18 protein-coding genes and 1 riboswitch are annotated in these 24,518 nt (G+C 41.9%); of the genes, 4 read left to right on the top strand and 14 right to left on the bottom strand.

Annotated features, from left to right (window positions below; genetic code table 11):
- Positions 1–51 precede the first annotated feature (51 nt).
- Entirely contained in the window at positions 52–1,188 is a 1,137-nt protein-coding gene (gene chrA, locus KQP93_RS01365) for a chromate efflux transporter (protein ID WP_217875565.1), read from the top strand.
- On the opposite strand, the gene KQP93_RS01360 is transcribed toward chrA, so the two are convergent.
- Genes KQP93_RS01360 through speA form a run of 4 tightly spaced genes read right to left on the bottom strand, consistent with a single transcriptional unit; the run spans position 1,185 to position 6,164 of the window.
- Complete coding sequence (locus KQP93_RS01360) at positions 1,185–2,435, bottom strand: mechanosensitive ion channel family protein (RefSeq protein ID WP_217875564.1); 1,251 nt, start codon at positions 2,433–2,435, stop codon at positions 1,185–1,187. The genes chrA and KQP93_RS01360 overlap by 4 nt on opposite strands.
- Positions 2,432–3,355, bottom strand: coding sequence for an acetyltransferase (locus KQP93_RS01355; protein ID WP_217875563.1), 924 nt, complete (start codon positions 3,353–3,355; stop codon positions 2,432–2,434). Before KQP93_RS01355 ends, KQP93_RS01360 begins: the two co-directional genes overlap by 4 nt.
- A gap of 28 nt (positions 3,356–3,383) precedes the next feature.
- Complete coding sequence (locus KQP93_RS01350) at positions 3,384–4,262, bottom strand: acyltransferase (protein WP_217875562.1); 879 nt, start codon at positions 4,260–4,262, stop codon at positions 3,384–3,386.
- A gap of 21 nt (positions 4,263–4,283) precedes the next feature.
- A complete protein-coding gene (speA, locus tag KQP93_RS01345; RefSeq protein ID WP_175078909.1) occupies positions 4,284–6,164 on the bottom strand; it encodes a biosynthetic arginine decarboxylase in 1,881 nt (626 codons plus the stop codon).
- 198 nt (positions 6,165–6,362) lie between these two features.
- On the opposite strand from speA, the gene speE reads away from it, so the two are divergent.
- Positions 6,363–7,226, top strand: coding sequence for a polyamine aminopropyltransferase (speE, locus tag KQP93_RS01340; protein WP_217875561.1), 864 nt, complete (start codon positions 6,363–6,365; stop codon positions 7,224–7,226).
- A gap of 54 nt (positions 7,227–7,280) precedes the next feature.
- On the opposite strand, the gene KQP93_RS01335 is transcribed toward speE, so the two are convergent.
- From KQP93_RS01335 to KQP93_RS01325, 3 genes are all read right to left on the bottom strand, one after another.
- Positions 7,281–8,882, bottom strand: coding sequence for a methyl-accepting chemotaxis protein (locus KQP93_RS01335; RefSeq protein WP_217875560.1), 1,602 nt, complete (start codon positions 8,880–8,882; stop codon positions 7,281–7,283).
- A gap of 74 nt (positions 8,883–8,956) precedes the next feature.
- The gene (locus KQP93_RS01330) at positions 8,957–10,186 is read right to left on the bottom strand and encodes a hypothetical protein (protein ID WP_217875559.1); all 1,230 of its coding nucleotides are present in this window, start codon (positions 10,184–10,186) and stop codon (positions 8,957–8,959) included.
- Positions 10,173–10,790, bottom strand: a complete 618-nt coding sequence (locus KQP93_RS01325; RefSeq protein WP_217875558.1) for a methylamine utilization protein — start codon at positions 10,788–10,790, stop codon at positions 10,173–10,175. Before KQP93_RS01325 ends, KQP93_RS01330 begins: the two co-directional genes overlap by 14 nt.
- Before the next feature lie 160 nt (positions 10,791–10,950).
- Here KQP93_RS01325 and KQP93_RS01320 point away from each other — a divergent pair, with 160 nt between their 5' ends.
- A complete protein-coding gene (locus KQP93_RS01320; RefSeq protein ID WP_217875557.1) occupies positions 10,951–12,993 on the top strand; it encodes a glycoside hydrolase family 97 protein in 2,043 nt (680 codons plus the stop codon).
- Between the two features lie 120 nt (positions 12,994–13,113).
- On the opposite strand, the gene KQP93_RS01315 is transcribed toward KQP93_RS01320, so the two are convergent.
- From KQP93_RS01315 to KQP93_RS01285, 7 genes are all read right to left on the bottom strand, one after another.
- Complete coding sequence (locus tag KQP93_RS01315; protein WP_217875556.1) at positions 13,114–14,352, bottom strand: cysteine desulfurase-like protein; 1,239 nt, start codon at positions 14,350–14,352, stop codon at positions 13,114–13,116.
- A 9-nt stretch (positions 14,353–14,361) separates the two neighbouring features.
- Positions 14,362–14,994, bottom strand: a complete 633-nt coding sequence (locus tag KQP93_RS01310; RefSeq protein ID WP_054552412.1) for a 2OG-Fe dioxygenase family protein — start codon at positions 14,992–14,994, stop codon at positions 14,362–14,364.
- Positions 14,995–15,189: 195 nt separating this feature from the next.
- Positions 15,190–17,787 carry a bifunctional aconitate hydratase 2/2-methylisocitrate dehydratase gene (acnB, locus tag KQP93_RS01305; protein WP_217875555.1) on the bottom strand — a complete coding sequence of 866 codons (2,598 nt, stop codon included), beginning with the start codon at positions 17,785–17,787 and terminating at the stop codon, positions 15,190–15,192.
- Positions 17,788–18,081: 294 nt separating this feature from the next.
- Positions 18,082–19,152 carry an OmpA family protein gene (locus KQP93_RS01300; RefSeq protein WP_217875554.1) on the bottom strand — a complete coding sequence of 357 codons (1,071 nt, stop codon included), beginning with the start codon at positions 19,150–19,152 and terminating at the stop codon, positions 18,082–18,084.
- Between the two features lie 452 nt (positions 19,153–19,604).
- Positions 19,605–20,663: an OmpA family protein gene (locus KQP93_RS01295; RefSeq protein ID WP_217875553.1), complete on the bottom strand. Its 1,059-nt coding sequence runs from the start codon at positions 20,661–20,663 to the stop codon at positions 19,605–19,607.
- A 328-nt stretch (positions 20,664–20,991) separates the two neighbouring features.
- Positions 20,992–22,404, bottom strand: a complete 1,413-nt coding sequence (locus KQP93_RS01290; protein ID WP_217875552.1) for a protein adenylyltransferase SelO — start codon at positions 22,402–22,404, stop codon at positions 20,992–20,994.
- Positions 22,405–22,412: 8 nt separating this feature from the next.
- The gene (locus KQP93_RS01285) at positions 22,413–23,108 is read right to left on the bottom strand and encodes a DNA-3-methyladenine glycosylase I (RefSeq protein ID WP_217875551.1); all 696 of its coding nucleotides are present in this window, start codon (positions 23,106–23,108) and stop codon (positions 22,413–22,415) included.
- Between the two features lie 182 nt (positions 23,109–23,290).
- Positions 23,291–23,487: riboswitch (Lysine riboswitch) on the top strand.
- Positions 23,488–23,624: 137 nt separating this feature from the next.
- Here KQP93_RS01285 and dapA point away from each other — a divergent pair.
- Entirely contained in the window at positions 23,625–24,509 is an 885-nt protein-coding gene (gene dapA / locus KQP93_RS01280; protein ID WP_217875550.1) for a 4-hydroxy-tetrahydrodipicolinate synthase, read from the top strand.
- Positions 24,510–24,518 lie beyond the last annotated feature (9 nt).

Below are 24,518 nucleotides of genomic sequence, written 5' to 3'. Positions count from 1 at the left end.
TGTCATACAATTTTGTCATAATAGAAACATCATCCTGTAACGGCAACAGTAATGTTATTTATCATCTTTAAACAATTCTTTTTATTAGGCTGTATGAGCTTTGGCGGTCCTGCGGCACATCTTGGTTATTTTAAGCGCCACTTTGTTGATAATTTAAAATGGCTCACTGCTGAGCGCTATGCGCAACTGATTAGCCTAAGCCAAGCATTGCCAGGCCCTGGTTCAAGCCAAGTTAGCTTTGCAATGGGGGTTGAAAAAGGAGGGATACTGGGAGGCCTGTGTGCATTTGTTGGCTTTACCCTGCCCTCATTTTTAATTATGTTTTTTCTAGCTCTCAGTGCTCACCAATTTGGTGATATTTACTTTGCGGTAATTGCCGGGCTTAAACTCTTTGCTGTGGTGATTGTTGCCGATGCGACCTACAGTATGGCAATGAGCTTTTGCAAAAACCACTTACACAAGCTTATCGCGGTATTGAGCACGATTGCACTGATTGTGTTCTCACAGCTATCAAGTCAAATTATAGTGCTGATTGCAGCTGCAGCCATAGGTTGGTTTTATCCTCAGCTTAAACTGCCAGAGAACCAAGAACATAAACCTGTGAAAATTGCTTGGTTACCACTTGGTTTATTTACCGTCTTGTTACTGATTAGCTTTTTACCTTTAGGCGAAGGGTTTTCTTTGTTTGCCCCATTTTACCAAACTGGCGCTATGGTCTTTGGTGGCGGCCACGTTGTGTTACCCATTTTACAAGCTGGCGTGCCGAGCCTTGAAACCGAGCAGTTTTTATCTGCTTATGCCAGTGCTCAGGCCATACCTGGACCGATGTTCACTATCGCCACATACTTAGGCGCACAAGTGTCTCCAAATACGCCACTTTTAGGTGCGATTGTCGCAACCATCATGATTTTCTTGCCGGGCTTTTTATTGATGTTAGCCTTTATGAAAAGCTGGCTACAACTGGCTGATAAACCTCGCTTTGCGGGCAGTATTGCAGCGCTAAATGCCGCTGTTGTGGGTTTTTTAGCTGCCGCCCTTTATTCACCTATTTGGCAATCGGCAGTGCAAAACCTGTGGCAAGTAGCTTTAGTCATTGCTGCATTTACGTGGCTAAGAATGGCAAAGCCACCTATTTGGTGGCTATTGTTAGGCTTTATTGCACTGAGCGTACTGGTTGGTCAGCTTTAAGTTTTTTCGCGCACAGGGTTAGCAACCTTGATACTTGGTTTTAGCCCTGTTTGAGCTTCGCTTGTACTTAACTGCCCAGTAACACTTTGATATGGTCTGAGTCCAAAGATTGGTAGCACAGCAAGTAGATGATCCATAATCTCTGCTTGCAAGTGCTCGTATGAAATCCAGCGCTTATCTTCACTAAAGCAGTAAAACTCAATAGGTAAGCCGTGATTCATCGGTTGTAGCTCACGCACCATTAAGGTTAAATCACGATTAATTTTTTCGTGTTGTTTTAAGTAACCTTCAGCATAACGACGAAACAAACCAAGGTTTGTCACCGGATCGGGCAAGTTTGAAACACGAATATAGTCGTTAAGTGGAATAGCAGCATCAATTTGCTCTCGAAACGCATCATCAACCAAACGAATACTGTTCATATCAATGTTTAAAGCACGCTTGATACGACGACCACCCGACTCTTGCATACCTCGCCAGTTTTTAAATGACCCAGCAACTAACATGTAGGTCGGAATAGTTGTAATAGTGTTATCCCAGTTACGTACTTTTACCGTGTTTAAGCCAAGGTCGATAACCTCGCCATCCGCGCCATAACTATCCACTTGGATCCAATCACCATAAGTCACTAATCGGTTAGCTGCAATTTGAATACTGGCGACAAAGCCCAAAATGGTATCTTTAAATACGAGTAAGGTCACCGCCGCTATCGCACCAAAGCCGGAGAGGATATAAGTTGGTGACTTTTCGAGCAGAATACTCACAATGAGGATGGCGCAAACCATAAAAGTGATAAGTTTTACAACTTGGATCAAACCCTGAATCGGAATATCGCGGGCAAAATCAAGTTGGTTATAAATGCCACCTGCTATGCTCACCACACTACTTAAAATGAAGCCACCATAAATGATCAATGCAACTTGGCCTACAGTTTTCAAAACCAACGCAGCAACATCATGAACGGGGTAAACATAATCAAAAGTTGCCAAATACAGTACGCAGCACAATATCCCCGCAAAACGCCGATTCAGTTTATTGAGCATTGGAGTAAGCGCACCAATGCGCTCTGGAGACAGACGTGTAACAACCTTTTGAATACCCGGTAGCAGCAGTCGACGGGTAAACATATAAATTAATAGTAATGAGCCAACGCCAATCGCTGTAGCCGTTAATGCACTTAACAGCGCCGCGTCTTGCATTGATTCAAACCAAGGCATCACCAGCTCTTGCAGGTGAGTTTGCTTCATGGTGCTTCAACCTCTTTATTGATGTTGGCAAGGTACTCAGCTTGCTGGGCTTGATGATAAGTTAGTAGCTGAGCATCTTTTTGCAACCATAACCCATTAATATGTTGTTGAAAAGCCGTTCTAAATGCACGGTCATGCTGATAATCACCAATCATCTCTGCGCTAATTGCTTGTACGTGTATTTCAACTTTGATCACATTAAGGCGGCCACGCATCAGGTTACGGCAAATATGGTCGCCCTCGCCCTGGTAAATAATCGAGGTATTTAATATTGCATCAAACTGATCACCTAATACCTCAAGGGCAAATGCAATACCGCCCGCTTTAGGTTTTAAAAGATAAGTAAACGGACTATTTTGCTTTTTGTGTTTTTGGCACGTAAAGCGCGTGCCTTCAACAAAGTTGATAATGGTTGTCGGGTGATTACGGAAGTCGCGGCAACTGCGCTTAGTACGTTCAACATCGAGGCCTTTCAGCTTAGGATTTTTTGCCAGTTGTGCTTTGCTAACACGTTTCATGAAAGGCATACCCATGGCCCACGCACCGGTGCCAATGAATGGCACATACTTCAGCTCATCTTTTAAGAAGAATTTTGGAGCAGGTAAAACATCAATCGCACTGAGAACAACAATGTCTAGCCAACTCATATGATTAGAGATAAGTAAGTACCAACCATCTGTACTGACTTTACCTTTAATTTCAACATCTATTGTGGGGCAACCTAACCACAAAGCTAAGCGGTTACCTTTACACCAACCGCGATAAGCCGTATGAAGAATATCGCTAACCACTTTAAATGGCAGTAATAATTTAAGCACACCAAACAGCAGCACAAGCGTGCCCCAAATAATTACATTAGCAAACAAGACAATGCTAACTAGAACGCCTGTTAACCAATTTGGTAAAAATTTCTTTAACATATGTGTGCTCTCGACTGCGTTAGCAATACTACTGCGTTTTTGCTTCTAACTCAGCTAGCTGCTGATTTTTTTCATTCCAAATGCGGTTTAATTCAGCTTGAAAGTTAACTCTAAACTCAGCATCAGCTGTGTAATCACCGATTAAATTAGGGCTTACTTCCATCACTTCTACTCGCACTTCGACTTCTTTTACACGACCACTGGCAAAGTCCACAAAACTAGGAATTCCACCAGGGTAATGAATAGTGACATTAACCACTTTAGAAATTTGTTCACCCATTGCTTGCATAACAAACGCAACACCACCCGCTTTTGGCTTTAATAAGTGCTCAAAAGGACTGTTTTGGCGCGAGTGCTTTTGCGGTGTAAAACGCGTACCTTCAACAAAGTTAACGATACTTACTGGCATTTCTTTGAACTTTTCGCAGGCTTTACGCGTTGTTTCTAAGTCTTTACCACGCAATTTAGGGTTTTTCTTTAACTGAGCTTTACTCGTGCGAGTCATAAATGGGAAATCCAATGCCCACCAAGAAAGACCTAAAAAAGGAACATAGATCAGTTCTTTTTTCAAGAAAAAGTTTAAAAACGGTATGCGGCGATTGAACACGCGTTGCATAACAACGATATCTACCCAGCTTTGATGATTTGCGATCACCAAGTACCAGTCTTTCGCTTTTAGTTGCTCAAGACCTGTCACGTACAGCTTATATGAAGCAAAAATGTTTTGGTTGATGCTGTTACAACTCACCCACATAGTGGCGCATTGCTTAGCTATCCAACTCATTACTTTTTGTAGAGGCTTAATTGGGATCAGTTTAATCACGCCACAAATAAAGATGGGCACAAACCAAAAAAGTGTATTGAGGGTGTAAAATATAAAACTGAACACACAACGGATCATGGACATTACTACTTATTCCTTTAATGCTTAATCTTCAAAATACGTATAGCCAGCAAGGCCTGCATTTAGTTCTGACAAATATTGTGCCTTAGATTGCTCATCAATTGCCAGTGAGTTAACCCGTTTTGCAAAGTTTTCAGCAAGAATGTCGCTATCATAATCAACAAACTTTAATACGTCCTTAACGCTGTCACCTTTAATCGCGTTAGTCAGCTGATAGCCTGCTTCAGTAAGCTCAACATGCACTGAATCTGTGTCGCCGAATAGGTTATGTAAATCACCTAAAATTTCTTGATACGCGCCCACTAAGAACATCGCAATGTGGTATTGTTGGCCTTGCTTGTACTCAGGAATAGGTAAGCTGCTCTCAATGCCGGTACCTTCAACATAGTTACGAATTTGCCCATCAGAGTCACAGGTAATGTCTTGAATAATAGCCCGTTGCGTTAATGGCTGATGAAGGTTTTCTACTGGCATCACAGGGAAAAGTTGCTGAATCCCCCAGACATCAGGCAGTGATTGGAATAATGAGAAATTAACGAATAGCTTATCGGCCAGCTTTTCGTTTAAATCATCTAACACTTCACGGTGGGCACGGGCATTTTCGCTCAGGGATGCACGAACGCGGTGTAAAATGGTGAAATACAGCTGCTCAAGCTTTGCCCATTCAAGCATAGTGAGTAGGCCATGCACATATTGGTCATGAGCTTCACTAAATAGATGCATTGCATCATGATAAATTTCTAGCGCCATACGTGGTGTTAAACGCTGTAAGCACTGCCACATTTCATCTAACACTAATACGCTGTCAGCCTCAGGCGCCGTTGGATTCGCATGGTTAGGTGCACGCTCAACATCAATAACATCTGTAATTAATACTGCGTGGTGCGCAGTTAACGCACGGCCAGATTCAGTAATAATGGCTGGGTGCTTAAGATCATGTTGTTGGCACACTTCAGCAAATGCATTCACAACATTACGTGCATATTCATCAACACTGTAGTTCATTGAACACGAACTACGTGAACCAGACCCTTCATAGTCAACACCTAAACCGCCACCAACATCAACTGTATTAAGTGGCACGCCTAACTGCGTTAACTCTGCAAAATGGCGGGCACATTCACGCAGTGCTCGATGAATATCACGGATATTGGCAATTTGAGAGCCGATATGGAAATGCACAAGTTGCATTAAATGGAGTTTATTACGTGACTTAAGTAGCTCAACCGCAGAAAGTACTTGGCCAGCAGTTAAACCAAATTTGCCTTTTTCACCACCGGTGTTTTGCCATTTTCCTTTACCTACCGAGTTTAAGCGAATGCGAATACCGATTGATGGCTCAATACCTAAGTCATCAATTTCAGCCAATAAGGTGGTTAGTTCAGAAAGTTTTTCTACAACAATATGAACCTTATGGCCCATGCCTTGACCGATACAGGCTAAACGTAAAAATTCACTGTCTTTGTAGCCATTACAAACAATGGTAATTGGCTCTTGTGCTACACCTAAAATCGCCATAAGCTCAGGCTTTGAGCCGGCTTCAAGGCCTACTAAACCACTTGGATGGGCAAGTAATTTACTAACCACAGAGCGCTGCTGATTAACCTTGATTGGGTAAACACAGGTATAACTACCTTGGTATTCACGGGCATTACATGCTTTGGTAAAAGCACTCGTTAGAGTATCAACACGATTTTGTAGAATGTCGGTAAAGCGAACCAGTACAGGTAAAGTAAGACCTTGCTTTTTGAATTGCTCGGTTAGTTCAGATAAAGACACCGCAGCTTTAGTTTGATCGCCATCTGGGTAAGCCACCAGCTCACCTTGTGCGTTAATGTCAAAGTAACCGTCACTCCAATGAGCAACATTGTATGTATCGCGTGCTTTGTCTAAACCCCAAGTCATGGCAATGTCTTCTGTAATTTCATTAAATATAAACGCACATTTTAATACGCCAGGGCTGACCACGCTAACAAAAATTGCGCTATATGCCAAAGTGATAAAAAATATTCGCTATACTGATTAAAATTTGATTGAGCAATTGGTCAAGCACTGGCAAAATTGCCCCCCTTTTTTACCATTAACCAAAAGTGTATAAGCAAGATGGCTAATTTAGATCAAAACAACTGGTTCACTGAAATTAGTGACCGTGATGGTAGTGCCTTTTCATTACGCATTACTAAAAAGCTTGATGAACAGCAATCGCCATTTCAAAAAGTAGAAATGTACGAAACAACTGACTTCGGTAATCTAATGATTATTGACGGTTGTACTATGGTAAGTAGCCGTGAAAACTTTTTCTATCACGAGATGATCAGCCATCCGGCATTGCTTGCACACCCAAATCCAAAAAATGTGGTGATCATTGGTGGTGGTGACTGCGGTACTTTACGCGAAGTTTTAAAACACCCAGGTGTTGAGAGCGTAACGCAAATTGATATCGACGAAGTTGTGACGCAAATGTCGCTTAAATACTTCCCTGAGTTGTGTGAATCAAATCAAGATCCTCGCGCGACAGTGATGTTTGACGACGGCATCAAGTACATGCGTGAAGCAGCGCCAGAATCAATTGATGTAGTAATTGTTGATGGTACAGATCCAGTAGGTCCGGGCGAAGGTTTATTCAACCACGCTTTCTATACTAGCTGTTTAACTGCCCTTCGCCCAGGTGGCATCCTAATTCAGCAAAGTGAATCACCACTTATGCATATGCCACTATTAGTAGAAATGCGTGATGCGATGACAGAAGTGGGTTTTGTTGACCTACAAACGCTGCCTTTCCCACAGCCAATTTACCCAAGTGGTTTATGGTCAGTGACCCTTGCTCGTAAGTCAGAAGCGTTCGCAGGGTTTCGTGAAGATGATGCAAATGCACTCGCGCAAAGCACAGAGTACTATAATGCAGGTATTCACCACGGCGCATTAGCGACACCAAATTATATGAAACGCGCTTTTGAGAAAAAGTAAGCGTTTTAGCTAGATGTAAAAAAGGGCTCATTGAGCCCTTTTTTGTTGCTTTAATTAGACTTTAAATCGATTCACTAAATGATTGAGCTCATCAGTGAGTTGGTTCATACGATTAGCCACTTCTTGTGTTGAACTTGCTAAGCCGCCCCCTTGTTGGGTTTGATCGTTTAAGTCTGATAAGTTTTGGCTAATTTCATCTGCTACAGCAGTTTGCTCTTCAGTCGCTTGCGCTGTCTGCATCGCCATATCATTTACCTTAACTGATGACTCTTGCATTGAGTTAAGCACATCATTGGTTTGTGTGAATGACTCAACCGCTTCATCAGCATAGCGCTTACCACTGTTAATAGCTTGCAGTGACTGCTCAACGCTGGTTGCAAACTGCTCCACCATAGTTTGAATGTCATTAGTACTCTCTTGCGTGCGAGTTGCAAGGGTACGAACCTCATCAGCTACTACCGCAAAACCTCGCCCTTGTTCTCCGGCGCGGGCCGCTTCAATTGCTGCATTCAGTGCAAGTAGGTTAGTTTGCTCGGCAATAGCACGAATAACTTCAAGCACTTTAGCAATGTTGTCTGAGCTTTGTTGCAACTCAGTTGAACGCTGGCTGGCATGTTCCATGTTGTCTGACAGCGCAATAATTTTACGGCTTGAATTATCAACCGCAGCTAAGCCTTGTTTAGCTAGCTGCTGAGAATTATCAGCTTCATGAGATGAGTTTTGCGCCACATTAGCCACTTCGCGACTTGCTACACTCATTTCATGTACAGCACTCACTATCGACTCAGACGCTTGGCTGAGCTTTTGGTTAACTTGATGGTTTTGATTTGCAAAGTTATCTAAATCGTTACCTAAATTATGTAGCTCTTTCGCTTGCTCTAAAATATCTTTGATTAACTGCTGCAGATTATCTAAAAAGCGATTAAACGCGGTTGCTAACTCGGCAAATTCATCTTGCGTTTTAACATTGATACGACCTGTTAAATCACCATCTCCAGAGGCTATTTCGTTAATCCGCTCTGTGACAAAGTTAATTTGCTTTGTAAGCTGACGCGGCACAAAATAACTAAACCAACCAGCAACAGCTAAAACCACTGCGATCATCACCATAAGCATCACTTTAAAGCCCATTACTTTATCCATCAGCTTTTCAGTTTCTGCTTGCGAGGTTTTGTCTGCCGCTTCTCCGGCTTTATCTAAAATATCACGTAGTGCCGAAAAGCTTTGCTCCGACGCTTGTTGTTGCGCAGCATTTGCTGGGTTATCAATGTAAGCTGTTGATGCTGCATACCAAGCATCAAATGCGCTATCAAAGTTACGAAACTGACCGGTCACCTCAGAATATGGCGACATATAAGATAAATATTGCTTGAAACGGTCTTTAACTTGCTCAGCATTTTCTTGGTGATCAGTAAGTTGGCCTTTATCTCCATTCATTTGGGTCACCAGGTGCAGCTCTGCTACTTTGGCTTGGTATAAGTCTCGGTCAGCATTAACAACCACAGAAACCGCATTTAAGAAACGCTCTGACTGTGCATCAATCGCTTCTTTTTGAAGGTTAATTAGATAGGTATAGCCAGCAATTAAAATGACGATAGCAATGCCGAGTAGCACAATAGGCAAAGAACTTTTGACGCGAATGCTTTGTAACTTCATACATTATCCTAATTTAAATTCTAATCAGCACGTTCATTAGAATGTTAGTAGAAAAACTGAAAAAGTGTATGAAATTAAAAGTGCCAACTCGCTGAAAGTTGCAATTGCTGCTGCGAGTTGTGCTCATTAAATCCCATACCAGGTCTATTTTGAGCGTCACTGCTCAGCACTGAATATTCAGCACCTACTTGCCACTTAGTTGACAGTTGATAACGCCAACTTGCGGTTAAAGCTTCTCCACGACTTTGGTTAGGATCAAATTGCCAATCATCATGATCGCTAACCTTAAAATAATCATACCTAATTGTGAGACGATGCTGGTCTAACTTGTGACTTAATAGAACAAAATGACTATAAAAATCATTGTCTACTCCACGATTAGCACCCATCGCAGTTTTACCATCAAGGATCTGCACAATGATGCGGGTTTGCTTATTAAACTTATACAACCATGCCGCGCTTAAAAAGCGTGTATCCCATGCGTATTGACCAGTACGGGTATTCAAAGCACCTGGATCGCCATTGTTGTCATAATAATAAACACGTAATTGAGATTTTTTTTGATAATCCCAATGTGCACCGACGTAATAACCAAAGCGCCCATCTACTTCTTCGAAAGGCTCCACATACTCAGCTTGCTTATCTAACTGCGTCCACTCAAAAGAATGTGGAATAGCAAAATCGATTTGTTCGTTGAACGTGGTTTGCCTGTCATGCATAGCGAACCCTCGCCATGACAGGAGTGTTCCAGCTGGATCGTTACCTTTAAAAACCGCAGCAAAGCCTTCAAAACTATGGTTACTTCTAAATTTTCTACCTGGGCGCTTAATGCTTGCCTCTAAACCAAAGGCACGCACCTCTTCGCCTATCCAAGTATTAATTGCAGAGTTAGTGTAGTTATAAGGTGACATCCAACCACTTTGCGGGTTTTCAAGTGACATTTTTGGATAAAAGCCACCGGCTTTCACTGCCCACTTGTAACGACTTGCAGTGAGCGGTTGATATTGTAAATAAGCCTGACTAAAGCCAACAGTTAGTTCAGGATCAGGATGGGCGTTAAGCACTGTATGCGCAGACCAATCACTCGTTAACTCAAAACGACTACTCAGCATAGCTTGGGATATCACAACACCATCATGCTCTTGGTCATAACGGTATAAGCCTATTCCTTTACGCTGATAGCTCGCTAGTTGGTCACCACGCACAGCCGAAACAGTTACCAGCCCATCATGCTCAGCAAATGCCACTGCGGGCAACCCAAAAACACTCGCCAATGCTAAGGTTTGCCATTTACTCATAATCATCAAACTCGTCGCTGCTTAGTTCTAGTTTTGGTAATAAGGCTTGTTTTAACTGGTAGCTCAATGGCTTTGCATTGTTCGTCATCTCAATAGTTTCTGGTGTGCTGATATCATTAAATCGATCATGCCAAACAGCCAGAGTAAACTTACCTTCAGGTAAGCTTAACTCAACCATACCTTGCTTATCTGTTTGCCCATAAATACCACCATCTACAACCACAATGTAACCCAGCATCCAGTCATGAATGTTACAGCCAAGCTCGACAACACCTGTTTGTGCAAAGTTAACCGGTTTTTCTGGTTTATCGTGGTAAAGCTTTAACTCAAACTGCTTTGTTTTAGAAAATGAATAAACGTGGTGCATGATTGAATCAAGGTTAGGAAACTCAACATTAGCCCCTTGTGGCACTGCCAGCACATGAGGCACAAAGGCACGTTTTTTTTGGCTCATAGTGTAATGACTATCAAGCGCTGTAACTTGTTTTGAACCTTTAAGCCAAACCACGGCATTTTTGACAGGTTGATTCTGCTTATCAACTATCTGTATTTGCTGTGCCAATAAACATTGACTAAACAATAGTAGTAGCAACAGGGTTATTCTTGTCATTTTGCTAAACCTTTTTAGGTGCTGGGCTGGATATCGCCGCGTTCACTTTGTTGAATACGTATGCAGATCTCTCGTATTAACCAGCAAGTCACTTTATGCTTTAAGGATATATGTGAATACATGACAACAATCCATAACCATAAGCCGCCAAGGAACAACAATGCGATTAACTGCCTTAATGTTAGCAGCCTTTTCAGGTACTTGCCTAGCACAAACCACAACCGTCAGTTCACCTGATGGGCAGATCAAAGTAACTATCTCAGATGAGCAACACACACCTAGCTACGAAATCAGCTTTGCAGGTAAACAAGTCATTGCTAACTCTTCGTTAGGCCTTGTTTTTAAAAAACAACCAGCAATGAGCGAAGGTTACAAAATTAGCAGCCAAACCACTGATTCGGTAAAAAGCAGTTGGGAGCAACCTTGGGGTGAACGCCAAACTGTGGTTGATAACCATAACGAAGTCGCTGTGACCTTTAAAAAGCCACAGCCACAAGGTGGCACGTTTACAGTACGTTTTCGCGCTTTTAATGATGGTGTAGGCTTTCGATACGAATTACCAAAACAAGCTGGCTATGATGATGTAGAAATCACTAAAGAGCTTACTGAGTTTGCTATTACAGACTCAACAGATGCAACAGCTTGGTGGATCCCCGCTCGTGGATGGAACCGTTATGAATATGTTTATAACACCACCCCACTTCATAAAGCAGCACTTGTGCACACACCATTTACTATAAAAAATAAAGAGGGTGTGCATATCAGTATTCACGAAGCTGCTCTTGTTGATTATGCAGGCATGGTTTTAAATCAACGTCGTGATGGTACTTTCCAAGCCGATTTAACACCTTGGTCAGACGGTGTAGCGGTTAAAAAGCACGGCGCATTTAATACTCCTTGGCGTACAATTCAAATTGGTGATGAAGCCGTTGATTTAATCAACTCAGATATCATCTTAAACTTAAACGAACCAAATAAACTGGGTGATGTATCTTGGGTTAAACCGGGTAAATACGTAGGTATTTGGTGGGGTATGCACATCAATGAAAATACTTGGGGTAGCGGTAAAATTCATGGTGCAACCACTGCAAACACTAAATATTACATGGACTTCGCTGCTAAATATGGCTTCGATGGCGTGCTAGTCGAAGGCTGGAATATTGGCTGGGATGGCGACTGGTTCTATAACGGTGATGTATTTAGCTTCACACAACCTTATGACGACTTTGATATTGAAGAGCTGACACGTTACGGCAAAGAAAAAGGCGTACAATTAATTGGTCACCACGAAACGTCGGGCAACGTGACCAACTACCGTAACCAAATGGAAAATGCATTTGCATTATACGAAAAATCAAATGTAAGCCAAGTTAAAACAGGTTATGTCGCCGACGGTGGTAACATCAAGCGTATCGATGAAAACGGCATTGTACGCAAAGAGTGGCACGATGGTCAGTTCATGGTTAATGAATACCTACACAACGTAAAACTTGCTGCAAAACATAAAATTAGTATCAACACGCATGAGCCTGTGAAAGATACCGGCCTACGTCGTACATACCCGAACTGGATTGCTCGTGAAGGTGCCCGTGGTCAAGAGTTTAACGCTTGGGGTACACCGCCGAACCCACCAGAGCACATTCCAATGCTTGCTTTCACGCGTATGCTTGCAGGCCCAATGGACTTTACGCCGGGTATTTTTGATATGGGCTTTAACGGTTTAGGTGCTGATACCAACCGCCCACAAACGACCCTAGCGAAGCAATTAGCGCTATACGTTGTAATGTACAGCCCAATTCAAATGGCCGCAGATTTACCACGTAATTATTTAGCGAAGCCAGATGCATTCCAGTTTATTCAGGATGTACCAACTGATTGGCAACAAAGCATTGCACTACAAGGTGAAGTAGGCGATTACGTTGTATTTGCACGTAAAGAACGCAAGCGTGATCAATACTCAGGTAACGACTGGTATCTAGGTGCTGTTACAGACGAAAAAGCCCGCACATTAGAAGTGAAGTTAGACTTCTTAGATAAAGGTAAAAAGTTTGAAGCGCAAATCTACCGCGACGGTGACAAAGCTGAATGGGTAAATAACCCTTACGACTTAAAAGTAGAAAAACGCATAGTGACTGCTGATGATAAGCTAACGTTAAAGCTTGCCACCAGCGGCGGCACAGCGATTCGTTTTAAAGCGATGTAAGTAACTAGTTACTAAAAATTATGAAAAGCGCGGCATTTGATGTCGCGCTTTTTTATAGCAATAAAAAAGCAGCCCACTCGGGCTCCTTATAACTTAAGATTTGAAGCTAACAACTCAGCTTTAATCTGCTAGTAATTGATCAAATAAATCAAAAACTTTATCAAGCTCTTCAATAGTGTTGTAGTGCATACAACCAATGCGTACCACGCCGCCGGTTTCTAATACACCTAGCTGCTTACATAAGCCTTGGGCGTAGAAGTTACCGTCCCACACACAAATATGTTGCTTACCTAAAAACTCAGACACAACACGTGGCTCGATGCCTTCAAAAGTTAAAGCAAAAGTCGGTGTGCGGTAAGCTACACGTTCTAGATCATCAATACCAAATAAATTGATGCGTGGGTAATCAGCTAAACGAGTTAAGAAATGCTTACTTAATGCCATTTCGTGTTGTTTAGTAATAGCAAATGCAGCCGCGAGTTTTTCTCGGCGTGAATAACTGTCATCAAACTCACTAATTGCAGCAATGTAATCAACCGCAGCAATTAAGCCAGCTAGCGCTTCAAAGCTTTGTGTACCTGTTTCCCAGCGACCTGGCGCAACATCTTTTGCAGGTTCTACTTTATATGGTGTGAAACCTTCAAGGTGCTCACGTTTGCCATAGACAATACCAAGGTGAGGACCAAAAAACTTGTATGCAGAGCAAGCTAAAAAGTCACAATCAAGTGCTTGTACGTCTACAAGCTCATGAGGTGCATAATGTACGGCATCAACATAAACTAGCGCACCAACAGCATGAGCAAGTTCAACGATGCGTTTAATGTCATTGATTGAACCTGTCGTGTTTGATGCATATGTCACTGCAATAAGCTTTGTTTTGCTAGATAAAAGGCTTTCAAAGTGTGCCATATCTAGGCTGCAATCAGCTTCGTTGATAAAAGCCGTTTTTACTGTTGCGCCTTTATCTTCAGCAGCTTGCTGCCAAGATGATACGTTTGAGAAGTGATCTGCATTAGTGACAATGATTTCATCATCAGCAGTCCAATCACGCGAGATGGCACGGCTAAAGCTAAACGTTAAGCTTGTCATGTTTGCACCAAACACGATTTGCTCTTTAGATGGCGCATTTAATAAATCGGCTGCAGCTTGGCGAGCGTTTGCCATTAACTCTACCGTTTTATCACTTGAGAAAAATGCACCGCCTAAGTTTGAGTTGTAGTAACCCAAATAAGCACTCATAGCGCTTAGCACTGACTGTGGTACTTGAGAGCCGCCCGGGCCATCAAGGAAAATCGGTGACTGGCCTGCAACTTGTTGCATAAGTGCAGGAAACTGGCGACGTAATTGCGTTAAGTTCATGAGGTACCCTTACGCGGTTAGTACGAAGCAATCAAGGTAACCTTCCTTGCTTGCATCTAATTTATTCATTGGTGTTGCGTTGTGCCATACTTCGCGATCATTAATCAGTGCGAACATGCCGTCTTTAATTTCCATTTTGAAACATGGCTCTGCTTGCTGGTGTTCATAAACAAGTAACTCACCGCCTTCTAGGTTTTCGTGTGATACACCGCATACACATACGTGATCAAAACCATCTTGGTGAACACCTTCAGGCGCAGCGGGTGTGTCGCTGTCAATTGCAAGCATTCTGAACTGATGAATTTCAATAACGCGATCATCGCTAATACCCGTCATATCGCGGAACTGATTAACGATTTGCTTCATGCCATCAGTCGCTAATAAGCTATCTTCTAGGTTTTCATAAGTACGCTCAACATTCCCTTGGAAGGTATTGATTGAGTCATCTTGAACGAATGCTTTTGTTGGTTGTAGTTTTAATTCACCATCAACAACTTTAATTACTGAATAACGACGCTTACGAAATTCACCATCTGCGTATGGGTTTGCAGGTAGGTTAGCAAAAGAAGGCTTAACTGCGTCAATATGCGCTTGGCTTACAAAGCGAAGCTGTAGAAGGTTCTGGTTGTTTAATGTAGTCATTTCGATCTCGCCTTAACACGTTGAGAATATTGGCGAGGATTTTAATGCAATTGGTGGGAAATTTTTGCGTTATTATGTAAACAGCAATGATGATTTATGTGTTTTTAAGATCGAATAAATAAAAAATTTAGAAATTTTATCTAAAATAAAAAGCCCGCTAAATGCGGGCTTTTTTGTCATTTAATTTTTCTAAAATTAAACAGCTTGCTGAACGATTACTTGGTCTGCCTTTTTAGTGTATTGAGGCATACGGTGGAAGTTCAGGTAACGATAAGTATCAGCTGCAGTTGCATTGATCTTATCTGCATACTCTTGGTACTCAGCAGGTGTAGGAAGTTTACCTAAGATAGCAGCTACTGCTGCAAGCTCTGCTGATGCTAAGAATACGTTAGCGCCAGTACCTAGACGGTTAGGGAAGTTACGCGTAGAGGTAGAAACAACTGTTGCTTTATCAGCAACACGTGCTTGGTTACCCATACATAGTGAACACCCTGGAGTTTCGATACGTGCACCTACGCGACCAAAGATACCGTAGTAACCTTCGTCAGTAAGCTGGTCTTTATCCATCTTCGTTGGAGGTGCAACCCAAAGTTGAGTTGGGATACGACCACTGAAACCATCTAGTAGTTTACCTGCAGCACGGAAGTGACCGATGTTAGTCATACAAGAACCAATGAATACTTCATCGATTTTCTCGCCTGTTACGTCTGAAAGAAGACGTGCATCATCTGGGTCATTTGGTGCACAAAGGATTGGCTCTTTGATGTCTGCAAGATCGATTTCGATTACATGCTTGTACTCTGCATCAGCGTCAGCTTCCATAAGTTCAGGATTAGCTAACCACTCTTGCATTGCATTGATACGACGCTCAATAGTGCGAACATCACCGTAACCTTCAGAGATCATCCACTTAAGCATTACGATGTTTGACTCTAGGTATTCAGCGATAGACTCTTTAGAAAGCTTAACTGTACAACCTGCAGCTGAACGCTCAGCTGATGCATCAGAAAGTTCGAAAGCTTGCTCAACAGTTAGGTGCTCAACACCTTCAATTTCTAGTACGCGACCAGAGAATTCGTTGATTTTACCTTTCTTCTCAACTGTTAGAAGACCTTCTTTAATACCGTAGTAAGGGATAGCATGAACTAGGTCACGTAGTGTGATACCTGGCTGCATTTCACCTTTGAAACGAACTAAGATTGACTCAGGCATATCAAGAGGCATTACACCAGTTGCCGCTGCGAATGCTACCGCACCTGAACCCGCTGGGAATGAAATACCTAGAGGGAAACGAGTATGCGAGTCACCACCAGTACCTACTGTATCTGGTAATAACATACGGTTTAACCATGAGTGGATTACACCGTCACCTGGACGTAGTGATACACCGCCACGGTTCATGATGAAATCAGGAAGTGTGTGGTGAGTGTTTACGTCGATTGGCTTAGGATAAGCTGATGTATGACAGAAAGACTGCATTGTTAGATCTGCAGAGAAACCTAAACATGCTAGATCTTTAAGTTCGTCACGCGTCATAGGACCTGTTGTATCTTGCGAACCAACAGTTGTCATTTTCGGCTCACAGTATTGACCAGGACGTACGCCAGGCATGTTACATGCTTTACCAACCATCTTCTGAGCTAATGTGAAGCCTTTACCCGAATCAGTTACAAGAGCAGGTTTGCGGAAGATATCTTCAGCTTCCAAACCTAGTGATGCACGCGCTTTATCAGTTAAACCACGACCGATGATCAGTGGAATACGACCGCCAGCACGCACTTCATCAAGAATTACGTCTGATTTTAAAGAGAAAGTAGAGATTACTTCATCAGTACCGTGACGCTTAACAACACCTTCATATGGGAAGATATCGATTTGGTCACCCATGTTTAGCTCATCAACAGGAAGTTCGATTGGTAATGCGCCAGAGTCTTCCATTGTGTTGAAGAAGATAGGAGCGATTTTACCGCCTAAACATACACCACCAACGCGTTTGTTTGGTACGTGAGGAATATCATCACCCATGAACCAAAGTACAGAGTTAGTTGCAGATTTACGAGAAGAACCCGTACCAACTACATCACCAACGTATGCAAGAGGTAAACCTTTCGTTTTAAGCTCTTCTAGTTGTGAGATTGGACCAACTTCACCTGGTTTTTCAGGGTTGATACCATCACGTTCGTTCTTCAGCATTGCTAAAGCGTGTAGTGGAATATCAGGGCGAGACCATGCATCTGGTGCAGGAGAAAGGTCATCTGTATTTGTTTCGCCAGTTACTTTGAACACGGTAACTGAGATTTTTTCAGCAACTGCAGGCTTGTTCACAAACCATTCTGCATTTGCCCAAGACTCGATTACTTGCTTAGCAAATTCGTTACCTGCTTTCGCTTTTTCTTCTACATCGTAGAAAGCATCGAACATTAATAATGTGTTTGATAAACCTTTAACAACGATTGGCGCTAACGCTTCGTCATCTAAAAGGTCAATCATAGGCGCGATGTTGTAACCGCCTAACATAGTACCAAGTAGCTCAGCTGCTTTTTCTTTTGATACAAGTGGAGAGCTCGCTTCACCTTTTGCAACTGCAGCTAAGAAACCTGCTTTGATGTAAGCAGCATCATCAACACCCGGTGGTACACGGTTAACTAGAAGATCAACAATAAACTCTTCTTCGCCTGCCGGTGGGTTTTTGATTAATTCAATAAGATCAGCCGTTTGCTGAGCATCTAATGGCGCTGGTACGATACCTAACGCGGCACGTTCTTCTACGTGTTTACGATATTCTTGTAGCACAATATTGCCCTCTTGGTGACGTGAAAGTACTCGGTAGTATAAAGCTAAATACCAATTAAGACCCAGTACTTATAGTATTCTGACGGTTAATTATAAAGCTTTTAAGTATAGATGAAAATCCATGCTGTAACTAAGGAGTTTAATAGTCACTATAAATATAATGAATAGTACTAGAAAAAAACGCTATTCAAATGAATATTTATTAAGAATCATTCCTATCTAACCAATGCCTAGTGCTTAGAAAAGAAAAACCCAGCACTAGGCTGGGTTTTCAAATTTGCGTAAAAGGTTAGATTAACGCTCTACTTTTACACGCTCAATTACAGTTACTTTCGCTTCAACACGACGGTTTTCAGCGTGTGCTTCTGGCGTGTTTGCTGGATTTTTAAGGCGCTCTTCACCCATACCAACAGTAGTCAGACGCATTGGATCAATGCCATCTTCAATTAGTTTCTTAGCAACCGCATCAGCACGTTTCTTAGATAACCACTTGTTGTAATCAGCTTTACCAACTGATGAAGAGTGGCCCTCAAGTACTACGTCTGTACCTGGGTGCTCTTTTAAGAACATAGCAGCAGCATCAATATCATCTAGGTATTGTTGAGATACTTTAGATGTATTGTTAGGGAACGTAATTAGTAGGCTCTTAGTAACTTCACGATCTTCATAAAGCGTACAGCCTGTGCCATCAACAGCATCAGTCATTGGTGTGTTTGCACATTGGTCATCAGCATCAGGGATGTTGTCACCATCGCTGTCTACTGGCTCAACTGGAACAGGAACAACTGTTGGAGCAGGCTCTACTGGTTCAGCTGGTTCGCTTTGATCGCCAAAAATGTAGCTTAAACCTAATTTAGCGCCAACATCTGTGTAACCACGGTCAAGACCTTGATATAAAGACGTTTCAGCATTAAATGCAAAATTATCTGTAAAGTAGTGTTGGTAACCAGCACCTACGTTAGCGAACATTAAATCTTCATCAACAGCATCAAGGTTTTTCAAACCAAAAATACCGTAAAATGGGCCACCGCCAAAGTGATATAGGCCATCGATACCGTAACGCTTACCACTTTCAGAACCACTTACAGTGGTACCAGCTGTTGTTTCAGCAGTCCAGTCAAAATCCATATCAGCATACTCTAGACGAGCACTCCAATAATCACTGAAACGATAACCAAGCTCTAAACCCCAGCCTGTAGAGTCATCTACATCTAAACCGCCAGGTGGGTAGTCACGGATATTTTCCCAAGAGTTATCATAATAATCGCCAAATGCGCCAATATAAAAACCTTGTTTTTCAGCAGCGATACCTGAAGCACTTGTTGCAGCAAGCGCTAAAGCTATAGTTAGTGATTTTAGTTTCATGTTTCATTCCCTTCCATTTTAGTAACTAAAGGCTGTGTAGCCTACACTCAGTCAAGATAGATGATGAGTAATTAATCCAAACTTAATAAACTCAAACAACTAGTAAATTTTTATAATTCCATAGCATCAACTAAAATACAGCGACATAAAGCACCTTAATAATCCATGTCGGACTGGTGCAAATTACACATCATTAAAAATAATTATATTACCTAATGATAATTCAACAAGGTAATTAAGTACCATACTACAATATTTTGATCTTTTATTAGGTGATTCATATCAATATACGATGCTATTACATCAAAAATTGGTACAAACTAAGGTTAACGTGTTTCTTTGGAAAGTAAATATTGATTTTTATTTAAAAAAAGACCGGACTAATAAAATTAGCCCGGCCTACTTTATATGTCATTTGCTAAATAAGGTATTTTTACCTTAAATATAATAACTTACTTACGAAGTACTTTAACTTTCTCAACACTTGTGATTTGAGCTTCTACACGACGGTTTTGTGCGTGTGCTTTAAGTGTATATGCTTCGTTTTTCAAACGCTCTTCACCGTAGCCAACAGTAGAAATTCTATCTGAAGAAATACCGTCTTTAACTAGCTCTGCTGCAACATCTTTAGCACGCTTTTCAGAAAGCATCATGTTGTAGTCAGCATCACCAACAGCTGATGCATGACCTTCAAGTGTAACTGATGTGCCTTCGTTTTCTTTCATAAATGCTGCAACATCAGCAATGTCGCTGAAGTATTGGTTTGGTACTTCTGCAACATCATGCGGGAAAGTAACTAGTAATGTGATTGTTGCCTCTTTTTCTTCATAAAGAGTACAGCCTTTGCTATCAACAGCATCTGTCATCGGTGTGTTTGCACATTGATCATCTGCATCCATTACACCGTCATTATCACTGTCAGTTGGTGCAGCAACTACTGGCGCAGGTTCTACAGCAGCTGGAGCACTTTGGTCGCCAAAAATATAGCTTAAACCCAACTTAGCACCGAAATCTGTATAACCACGGTCAAGACCTTGATATAAAGATGTTTCAGCGTTAAACGCAAAGTTATCTGTGAAGTAGTGTTGGTAACCAGCACCTACGTTTGCGAACATTAGATCTTCGTCAACCGCATCAAGGTTTTTAAGACCGAAAATACCATAGAATGGGCCGCCACCTAAATGGTATAACGCATCGATACCGTAGCGCTTGCCACTTTCTGAACCACTTACAGATGTGCCGTCGTTAAGCTCTGCATTCCAATCGAAATCCATATCAGCATACTCTAAGCGAGCACTCCAATAATCGCTAAAACGATAACCTAATTCTAGACCCCAACCAGTTGAATCATCTACATCTAATCCGCCTGGTGGATAATCGCGAACATTTTCCCAAGAGTTATCATAGTAATCGCCGAATGCGCCGATATAAAAACCTTCTTTTTCAGCAGCGAAGCCTGTTGTACTAGTTGCAGCAAGTGCTAACGCAATAGTAAGTGATTTTAGTTTCATTATTTCCTTCCCATTTTCACAATAAAGCTATTAAAGCTAATGTATTTTGAGTACTTAAAACTATATAGCAGCTTAAAAACTAATTTAATGAAATTTTATAGGCGGCTACATTTAATATTTATTAAGATTTTATTCTTAATAAAAGCAACTCTGTTTAGTGGCAACTTATTCCGATTAAAAACCTTCAAACTACCAGCATAGTAGTAGAACACTACTTAAAGCAATAATTTACCTAAAGTCAATGATACCACCAGTGATTATTCTGCTCAATCGGCGAACATTCAAAAGCGATAAATAACTTGTTTTCTTTCAACGATGTAACTTTCACCTATGTGCCGCAGAAAGTTTGATAGTTTTTATCACCGTTATTTGGCGGCTCATACCAACGTTGATGTTTTGTACAATACGTGTATGGCTTTGAAATTACTTCTAAAAACTCATTGATTGATGAGTTAGACTCTGTCTGCTCATACTCAGCCAAGATCATTTCAATATTATGATTACGCGGAATGACTGCAGGATTAACGGCTCGCATTGTGCTGTAACTTTCAGCTGATGTTCTGAGCTTCCATTTTAAAACCCATTCTTTTAGATTAAAATCTATAACAAAGTCTTGCACTAAAGATTCAGTAAGTGCATTGAAAGTATTGGTATAATCGAGCTGATGTTGTTTCATTAAACCTAGCAACTCTGAAACTAACGCATGATCGCCTTCTTGCTGACCAGCTAATCCTAATTTCTGCTGCCACATAGTATTAAATGCATCATTAAATTTAGCAGCAAAACCATTCACAACCGGTGATAGTTGCTCAACGGCAGCATCTTGATCAGCAAATAAAGGGATTAAGCTTTCAGCTAATCGCGCAATATTCCAATTGGCAATATTCGGCTGATTACCAAATGCATAGCGCCCTTGATGGTCAATCGAACTAAATACCGTGTCTAGGTCAAACTGATTCATCATCGCACAGGGACCATAATCAATGGTTTCACCACTAATCAAGGTATTATCGGTATTCATAACGCCGTGTATAAAGCCAATTCGCATCCAGCTGATAACCAGCTCAATTTGCTTATCTAGCACGGCAGTTAAAAATTCAATATAACGCTGCTCACCCGTACTGCTAATGTCAGGAAAGTGGCAATTAATTGCGTAATCAACTAGCTTTTCTAGCCCTTCTATGTCCCCTTGTGTAGCTAAATATTGAAATGAGCCAACACGGATATGGCTTTTAGCTAGGCGAGTAACAACTGCACCCGGGCGAGGTGGCTGACGATATACCGTTTCACCAGTTGCAACCACCGCTAAACAGCGCGTAGTTGCGATGCCAAGCGCATTAAGCGCCTCACTCATGATGTACTCTCGTACTGCTGGGCCTATGGCACAGCGACCATCACCACCGCGCGAGAACACTGTTGCTCCAGCGCCTTTTAGCTGTAAGTCCCACAATGTGCCATCTTGATCTGCAATAGCGCCAAGCAAATGCGCTCTGCCATCGCCAAGACGCGGTGAAAAATGACCAAATTGATGACCAGAGTAACCAAGTGCAACCGGTGCAACATCTTTATCTATCGTTGAACCAGATAGCAGTTTAGCTAAAAATTCGCTGTCGTGATTAATCGCAAAATTATCAGCGAGCTTGTCATTGAAGAGCAATAATTGCGGCTTAGCAACGGCGCTCGGCATATCTTTAATAGCAAGTAGTTCACTAATATCTGTGTATCGAGTTTGCAGTTTCATAACTGTCCTTAACGTGTTGCGACACCTACACGATTATCGCCTACACCATAAGCTACAAGCTGACTAAGTGCCTGCAGGCTGTAGCCACTTTGCTGTTGTAATTCATTGAAGAAATCTTGCGCCGCCTGTAATGACTTTTTAGTTTGTAAGCCTCCATCAATCAACTCATGGGCACGCAAGTAGGCTTCTACATCCCGAGAAAGCAAAAAAGTATCTTTACCAAGCGCTCGCAAAGCGTACGGGCCAGTATTTCCCCCTAAACGCGCACCATGCTTTTTAAGATAGGCCCACAAACCAATAATATTGTCAGTTGGCCAATCTGCAATAAATTGGCTAAAACTGCCATGTTTCTCGGCAACTTCGTGGATCATGTACGCATTTTCTGGGATCGTTTGTACTTTTTTAAAATTACGAACAATTCGCTCATCACTGGCTTTTTGCTCAAGCATATCTGGTGGCATCATCAACAATTTTTCTACACTGAAATCCCAAAACACATCACGGAAACCAGCCCACTTATTATTGATTACGGACCAATAAAAGCCGCTTTGAAATACTTTACGTGTAAACTCTTCTAACCATAAATCGTCATGCATTTTGGCAATGTCAGCGCTATCAAGCGGGTCAGAAAGCAGTGCAAGCAGCATTTCTTCACTGCCCTTACGGGTGACAGCTCGCTGATAGATATCGTTAAACTTTTCCATTCTTCTTCCAATTCGTCTGGGTAATACTAGTGTACTAAAAACACGCTTATACGTAACCATGTTGCAAAATCGGTCACTAAAAAAACGAATACTCCGCCTTGACACCTAGATGGCTAAAATGCTTTAATCGCCGCTGATACCCTATTTAACTATGTTGGCTTTAAGCTATAAAGCGAGCATAAAGGGCTGGAAGAGGTGCGTTATTCAGGTAGCGTATGGGAGGAGCACAGACTCTGTTGATCATACGTGAGGGGAATTAACGCCGAGAAGTAACACCGTTTGTGAGGTGCTTATTTCGGGCGACTGGGCTGAATCCCAGCGACTGTCACCAACAATAGCAAAACGCTATTGATTAGTTTGGTGGAGAGCTTCTGGTCTTAGTATAATAAGGCCATTGCGCCTTTATTATTTTAAGCCCATTCGCTCTTCGAATTATACCTTGTTCGAATGACGACATGCGGCTCCATTCAATTGCTCCCGCATAAACTCTTCGAATACCTTATAAGTTCGTGAGAGATGATCAACAATTTTGATTTAAACGACTATCCATTATGGACAGCGCTTGTCACGCCATTTTCTGAATCTGGCGAGGTCGATTACACGACCCTTGAACAACTGGTTGCGGAGCAGCAAGATGCTAATAATGGCATTTTATTGCTTGGCAGTACCGGTGAAGGACTAGCGCTTTCACTCAAAGAGCAACAAGCCATTGTTGAGCATGTTTGCCAATTAGCACCAACTGTACCACTCATGGTTGCTGTGGGCGGCATGAACCTTAAGCAACAAGTTGCTTGGGTTGAATACTGCAACCAACTACCTATTCATGGCTACCTGTTAGGTTCACCTCTGTATGCAAAACCTGGCGTTGTTGGCCAAACACATTGGTTTGAAAGCCTACTAAACGCAAGCCATCACCCTTGTATGTTGTATAACGTACCAGGACGCAGCGCAGTTGAGATTTCACCGCAGGTGATCAAAAACCTTGCTGAGCACAAAAATCTTTGGGCTTTAAAAGAAGCCAGTGGCGACATTAGCAAATTTGAAGGTTTTAGAACGGCATCACCAACTCTGGCTATTTTCAGTGGCGATGATGCACTTATGCCGTATTTTGCTCAAGCTGGTGCAAAGGGTCTAGTTTCTGTTGCCGCAAATGCTTGGCCGAGTCAAACCCATGAGTTTGTTAAACGTAGTTTAAGTGGTCAATACCCAAATCTATTCACCGATTGGTCGCAAGCAATCCAAAGTTTATTCACTGTGGCAAATCCAATCCCCGTAAAAGTACTGATGCACCTGCAAGGTAAAATAAATACCCCACATTTACGTCCGCCGCTTACGCATTTAGAGCTTGAGCAAATAGACTGCATCACCCACGCAAACAACACAATTTTATCTTGGAACTAAAAACAGGTT

The sequence above is a fragment of the Pseudoalteromonas shioyasakiensis genome (genome assembly GCF_019134595.1).
In the GTDB taxonomy this organism is placed as follows: Bacteria; Pseudomonadota; Gammaproteobacteria; order Enterobacterales; family Alteromonadaceae; genus Pseudoalteromonas; species Pseudoalteromonas shioyasakiensis_A.
This window is presented reverse-complemented; position numbering and strand designations above follow the sequence as displayed.

Bases quoted from the DNA above. Each gene is read 5' to 3' on its own strand.
- KQP93_RS01325 (WP_217875558.1), bottom strand. From the start codon at position 10,790: ATGACAAGAATAACCCTGTTGCTACTACTATTGTTTAGTCAATGTTTA.
- KQP93_RS01330 (WP_217875559.1), bottom strand. From the start codon at position 10,186: ATGATTATGAGTAAATGGCAAACCTTAGCATTGGCGAGTGTTTTTGGG.
- KQP93_RS01315 (WP_217875556.1), bottom strand. From the start codon at position 14,352: ATGAACTTAACGCAATTACGTCGCCAGTTTCCTGCACTTATGCAACAA.
- KQP93_RS01335 (WP_217875560.1), bottom strand. From the start codon at position 8,882: ATGAAGTTACAAAGCATTCGCGTCAAAAGTTCTTTGCCTATTGTGCTA.
- KQP93_RS01355 (WP_217875563.1), bottom strand. From the start codon at position 3,355: ATGTTAAAGAAATTTTTACCAAATTGGTTAACAGGCGTTCTAGTTAGC.
- KQP93_RS01350 (WP_217875562.1), bottom strand. From the start codon at position 4,262: ATGTCCATGATCCGTTGTGTGTTCAGTTTTATATTTTACACCCTCAAT.
- KQP93_RS01290 (WP_217875552.1), bottom strand. From the start codon at position 22,404: ATGAAACTGCAAACTCGATACACAGATATTAGTGAACTACTTGCTATT.
- chrA (WP_217875565.1), top strand. From the start codon at position 52: ATGTTATTTATCATCTTTAAACAATTCTTTTTATTAGGCTGTATGAGC.
- KQP93_RS01295 (WP_217875553.1), bottom strand. From the start codon at position 20,663: ATGAAACTAAAATCACTTACTATTGCGTTAGCACTTGCTGCAACTAGT.
- speE (WP_217875561.1), top strand. From the start codon at position 6,363: ATGGCTAATTTAGATCAAAACAACTGGTTCACTGAAATTAGTGACCGT.
- dapA (WP_217875550.1), top strand. From the start codon at position 23,625: ATGATCAACAATTTTGATTTAAACGACTATCCATTATGGACAGCGCTT.
- speA (WP_175078909.1), bottom strand. From the start codon at position 6,164: ATGACTTGGGGTTTAGACAAAGCACGCGATACATACAATGTTGCTCAT.
- KQP93_RS01360 (WP_217875564.1), bottom strand. From the start codon at position 2,435: ATGAAGCAAACTCACCTGCAAGAGCTGGTGATGCCTTGGTTTGAATCA.
- KQP93_RS01285 (WP_217875551.1), bottom strand. From the start codon at position 23,108: ATGGAAAAGTTTAACGATATCTATCAGCGAGCTGTCACCCGTAAGGGC.
- KQP93_RS01300 (WP_217875554.1), bottom strand. From the start codon at position 19,152: ATGAAACTAAAATCACTAACTATAGCTTTAGCGCTTGCTGCAACAAGT.
- KQP93_RS01310 (WP_054552412.1), bottom strand. From the start codon at position 14,994: ATGACTACATTAAACAACCAGAACCTTCTACAGCTTCGCTTTGTAAGC.
- KQP93_RS01320 (WP_217875557.1), top strand. From the start codon at position 10,951: ATGCGATTAACTGCCTTAATGTTAGCAGCCTTTTCAGGTACTTGCCTA.